This is a genomic window from Aliterella sp. E5.1 (assembly GCF_057473825.1).
In genome coordinates this window covers 1-1,162 of sequence record NZ_JBYCCV010000474.1, presented here as the reverse complement: position 1 = coordinate 1,162, position 1,162 = coordinate 1, and the positions used below count along the sequence as shown (strand labels likewise).

Below are 1,162 nucleotides of genomic sequence, written 5' to 3'. Positions count from 1 at the left end.
CTATAGTAGCAAAGTTAGCTGGAAAGAGGTGTAAGCTAGGAAAAAGAAAATACTGAGGTTACTCAACATCAATGGCGCGAAACCAACCACAACCGCAAGCAGACCGAGAAGAAGTTCTGGAGTGTGTGCAGCAGAATTGTCCCCACTGTAACAAGCTAATGTGGAACAAGTACGACAACTACCGCACCGTGAGAACACTATCGGGGGTAGTCCGACTACGACTAAAGATCCGTCGCTGCTATAACTGTGAATGTGAGAATTTTGGCTGCGTCTACCGACCAGAAGCAGAAGGGAGATGGGCATTACCGCAGCATGAATTTGGTTTGGACGTGATGGCACTAGCAGGAGCGTTGCGTTATCAAGAACATCGTAGTGTGCCGGAAATTCATCAGCAGTTGCGGCAACAAGGAATCTGTGTAGGTCAACGAAGTGTGAGCCATCTACTAGAGCGGTATGACGAATTATTGGCTATCAGCTTAAGCAACAAGCAAAGATTACAAGAAATTGTGCGTGGTCATAAGCAGGTAATTCTAGCAATTGATGCTATGCAACCAGACGTGGGACATGAAGTGTTATGGGTAATCAGGGAATGTCTGTCTGGAGAAATCCTGCTGGCAAGAACCTTATTGTCTGCTAAGAGCGAAGACTTAGCTGTGCTGCTGATGGAAGTGAAGCAAGCTCTAGTTGTGCCGATTGTGGGAGTAGTGAGTGATGGTCAGCAGTCAATTCGTAAAGCCGTGGAAACAGCTTTGCCTGGAGTGGCTCATGGTCTATGTCATTTTCACTATTTACGGGAAGTTGCCAAACCAATTTATGCCGCCGACCGCCATGCAAAAAAGGAACTCAAAAAGCAGGTGCGAGGAGTCCGAGCGATTGAACGCAGTGTAGCTAACAGTGATGACCCGATATCTGAAACTGTTCGCGGTTATTGTTTGGCAGTCCGCAGCGCTGTTACTGATGACGGTCGTCCACCTCTAGAAGCTTCGGGATTAAAACTACGCTCACGATTGACACTTATTGAGCAATAGCTGTGAACGGGTGGCTCAAAAGGGGGATTAACTGTCCCCTTATTCAAGTTGAAACAGTTGCTTTCTAGGGGGCTAGAGCAAACTGAGGCAATGTGGACACCGATTACCCTCGCTTATAATTGGGTTCACCATGC

1 pseudogene is annotated in these 1,162 nt (G+C 47.2%); it reads left to right on the top strand.

The features are described from left to right. Positions 1 to 158: 158 nt before the first annotated feature. Positions 159 to 1,162, top strand: a pseudogene (locus tag AC2VE5_RS28330) (ISNCY family transposase); the annotation flags it as partial.